The sequence below is a fragment of the Streptomyces brasiliensis genome (assembly GCF_014647875.1).
Taxonomy (GTDB): domain Bacteria; phylum Actinomycetota; class Actinomycetes; order Streptomycetales; family Streptomycetaceae; genus Streptomyces; species Streptomyces brasiliensis.
This window is the reverse complement of the sequence record NZ_BMQA01000174.1, coordinates 1-3,788: the sequence shown is the minus strand read 5'-3', so window position 1 is coordinate 3,788 and position 3,788 is coordinate 1. Positions and strand designations below refer to the sequence as shown.

3 protein-coding genes are annotated in these 3,788 nt (G+C 66.1%); 2 read left to right on the top strand and 1 reads right to left on the bottom strand.

Features of this window, described 5'->3' with window-relative positions:
* Positions 1-97: VOC family protein (locus tag IEZ19_RS52470; RefSeq protein ID WP_308429109.1), on the bottom strand; the 97-nt coding region annotated here is incomplete at its 3' end.
* Between the two features lie 388 nt (positions 98-485).
* Here IEZ19_RS52470 and IEZ19_RS49350 point away from each other — a divergent pair.
* Together IEZ19_RS49350 and IEZ19_RS49345 are read left to right on the top strand one after the other, a co-directional pair.
* Positions 486-2,867 carry a M14 family metallopeptidase gene (locus tag IEZ19_RS49350; RefSeq protein WP_189317891.1) on the top strand — a complete coding sequence of 794 codons (2,382 nt, stop codon included), beginning with the start codon at positions 486-488 and terminating at the stop codon, positions 2,865-2,867.
* A gap of 355 nt (positions 2,868-3,222) precedes the next feature.
* Positions 3,223-3,573: a hypothetical protein gene (locus tag IEZ19_RS49345; protein ID WP_161243763.1), complete on the top strand. Its 351-nt coding sequence runs from the start codon at positions 3,223-3,225 to the stop codon at positions 3,571-3,573.
* The last annotated feature ends 215 nt before the right edge of the window (positions 3,574-3,788 follow it).

Here is a 3,788-nt window from a genome sequence, read left to right as displayed (position 1 = left end):
GGTCGATCACCTCGAAGTCCAGGACCTCGCACCAAAAGGCCGCGAGCCTCTCCGGATCGTGGCAGTCAACGGCCAACTCGGTGAACCTGCTTGTCATGACTCCCCCATGCGTCGGACGGGGCTCAGAGTATGCCGCCCGTCCGACAGATCCGAGATCTTCCCGACCAGGACCACGGCTTGACTCAGCATCAGATTCGCGAGAAGCCCTGGTATTGAGATCTCCTCGGCAACGCGACCGTTGCGGTGCGTGATCATGCGTCGGACGGCGGGGCGGCCTGAATAGCCCCGTTGCGAAGTGTCCCAATTTGGGGTCGCGGAGATCTTGACGGCGCTTTACCTTTCCAACAGACTCCCCACAACTTGGGTGCCTCGCCCGACTGACACCCCCGTCTCGGGAGGGCGCGCCAGATGGAGGAAACTCGTTGAGGAGTCCCCACAGAGCGCGGCATTACGCGCTCTTGCTCGCAATTCCCTTGGTGGTCATCATGAGTGCCCTTCCGGCGCTCGGCGACCCCACGAGCCAACCGGTCACACCCGACCGCGATTCCAGCACCGCCCAGAACGGTGTCGCACTGATGCGCATCGTCGTCCCCGATAAGTCGGGGGTGGACAAGCTTGACGCCATGGGTGTCGATTTGGCCGAATACAGTAAGCCGGTCGACAACGGCATCGAAGTGCACGCCGTCCTCAGCCCTGATGAGACCGAGAACCTGCGTGACCAGGGCTTCGACGTCCAGAACCCCATTTCGGACCAGGGCGATTACAACGCGAACATGCGCGCCCGTTCGCAGGCGGTCGCGATCGAGGCCGCCGACGCGGCCGAGGCTGACACGCTCACGCCCCTGCGCGCCGAGTGGTTCACCAGCCTCAACGACCAGCGGTTCCTGTCGGTCGAGGTGAAGTCCAGCGCGACGGACGCCCAGACCGTCCTCACCGCCTCTTGGGACAGTGGCAAGGGCACCGAGCCCGGCTCCGGCGGGACGGCGACGATGTCCCGCTTCACCGACGCCGGCGCGTACATGTACCACCGGTTCAGCGCGCCGCTGGCGATCACCGAGGCCCCCGCCACGGTCACCGTCACCAGCAGCCGCGGCGGCACGATCACCGTGCCGGTGACCAAGTGGCTGGGTGACCCGGTCAAGGCGCCGAGCCCGAACTACGTGTCGGACTTCGTCGACCACTACATGGACCCGACCGAGGTCACCGACCGGGTCGTCGGTCTCGCCAAGGAATTCCCGAACATCTCGGAGATCATCAATCTCCCGTACAAGACGAACGGCTACCGCCGCCAGGCGCAGGCGCAGTTCGGCACGGGTTCGGGGACCGCGCTGGCGAGCACGTTCTACGTGACCTCCAAGGCGTACGGCAGTGAGGGCGGCAACGACCTCAGCATCACGCTGAAGGACCCGGGAGCGAACAACGCTCCGCTGTCGGTCGCGGTCAACGGCAAGGAATTCGTGGTCAACCTGGCCACGGACGCCTCCGGCGCGATCACCAGCACCGCGGGCCAGGTCGTGAACGCCATCAACGCCAACGCGGCGGTGTCGACGCTGGTGACCGCCAGCCTCTACCGGACCAGCAATGGCACCGGTGTGGTGGCCGCGGCCCCGGCGACCCCGCTGACCGACGGCCTCAAGGCGCCGGCGAGCGTCTCGCGTGAGCCGTTCCAGATGAAGGCGATCCGGATCGGCAAGCACCGGGACGGCTCGAAGACCGGCGTGTTCCTCTACTGCCAGGAGCACGCGCGCGAGTGGGTGACCCCGATCACCTGCGTGGAGACCGCCGAACGGTTGCTGCGCAACTACGCGCAGGACGCGAACACCAAGAAGCTGGTGGACGACCTCGACATCTTCATCATCCCGACGATGAACCCCGACGGCGCCCACTACTCAATGTACGACTACAACATGCAGCGCAAGAACATGGTCAACTACTGCGCTGCGGACAACTCGGACCCGGCACGCCGCAACTCCTGGGGCGTCGACCTCAACCGCAACTTCTCCGTCGGCAGTGGCTTCGACGGCTACACCGGCGGCAGCACCAGCTGCACCGGCGAGACCTACTCAGGTCCGTCGGAGCTGTCGGAGCCGGAAGCGCGCAACGAGGTGTGGCTCGCGAACAACTTCAAGAACATCAAGTTCGCGATGAACACCCACTCCTACGGCGGCTACTTCATGTGGCCCCCGGGAGCGTACAAGTCCGCCGGCCGTGAGGTGCTGCCGCGGACGGACATGGGCACGGAGAACTACTTCTGGAACGCCTCCACCCACATCCTGTCCGCCGTCCAGGACTGGCGCGGCACCGGCATCCAGCCGGGACGCACCGGCCCCGTGGTCGACGTGCTGTACTCGGCGGCCGGCAACAGCGCCGACGAGTTCTGGTACAACAACGGCATCATCGGCTGGGACTTCGAAGTCGGCACGGACCTCTACGACCCGGCCACCAAGAAGTACAACGCGGTCGGCTTCCAGCCCCCGTTCAGCGAGGGCCACGAGGAGGCCATGGAGTTCTCCAACGGCCAGATCGGCATCCTCGATGTCGCCCGCGCCTACGACAAGGACCACCAGCAGCCCACGTCGAAGCTCGCGGTGACCGACGCGTCCGCCACCTCGACGACGTTCACCTTCACCGTGGACGAGCCGGCGAACATCTACTACACGCTCGACGGCAGCCGCCCGACGATGAACTCGCCGAAGCTCGCCGCCGCGGGCATGCGCGAGGGCGCCGAGAAGATCACGGTCGACAAGAACACCGTCGTCCAGTGGTTCTCCATGGACCTCGCGGGCAACTACGAGCAGAACTACAAGCCCGACGGCAACGGCAAGAACTACAACAAGCAGAACGTAACGGTCGGCGGCACGAACTAACCCTCCGCTGACCCTCGGCCAACCAGCCCCGGCCCGTGCCACCCAGGCACGTGCCGGGGCTGTCTGCTGAGGTGCAACCGCGATGCCGGTCGGGAACGTGCCGGATGCGGCCCGTCGGCCCACTTCACCGGGGGACGCCAGAACACCTCGGGGTCAACGACTACCTCGGCGACGCGCGATCCGATGACCTGGTCGAGGTTGCCCGCGCCCTACGCACCTGCGCGGGGCGCGCACTCCGAAGGCCGACGAAGTCCGAGCCGCTATGCGAAGGGTCGTCGCTAGCCTCCGGTGCGCGGGGCGCCCGGACATGCCGCGACCGGAGCGTCCGCAGCCTTCACGGCGGTACGGTCTCGCCATGCCTACGCCGACCCGAGCCGAGGAAGCCCTTGCGGCCGTGCTGGCCGGCGTTCCACGCCCGAGCGAAGAGAACGGCGATCTACGAATCCTGGACTCATGGACTGTGGGCGAAGACACGATCTGCGTGGCCTATCAAGGCTGGTGGGAAGACGGCACGATCGGTCTGCGCCGCCGGATCGATGACGACTTGCCAGTGAGCTGGGTCGTCGGCCAGATCCTCGACGCCGAGTTGGGCGAGCCTCCTGGCGGCATGATCGAAGGCGCAGAGCCAGACAGCAGGGGCATTGTCTGGTGGCATGGCGAGCCGCCTGAGTGGTGGAAGAACGCGCTCCTCAATCCCGCCCGCTGACCGTTGCGAAGTAACCGGATGTCTGCCGCGATGTGCTCGGGCGGCATAGCGTCCGCTTCTGCCGCGACCTGAGCGGATCTGCGGCAGTTCAGAGGTTCAGCCGAGATCGCACCCCAAGGCTCGATACCCTTCGCCATGCCCCGTGACATGACCGACGCCGAGGCCGAGCAATCTGGTCACCTCGTCCTCGGTACTGCCGTCGATCGGGCTGACGT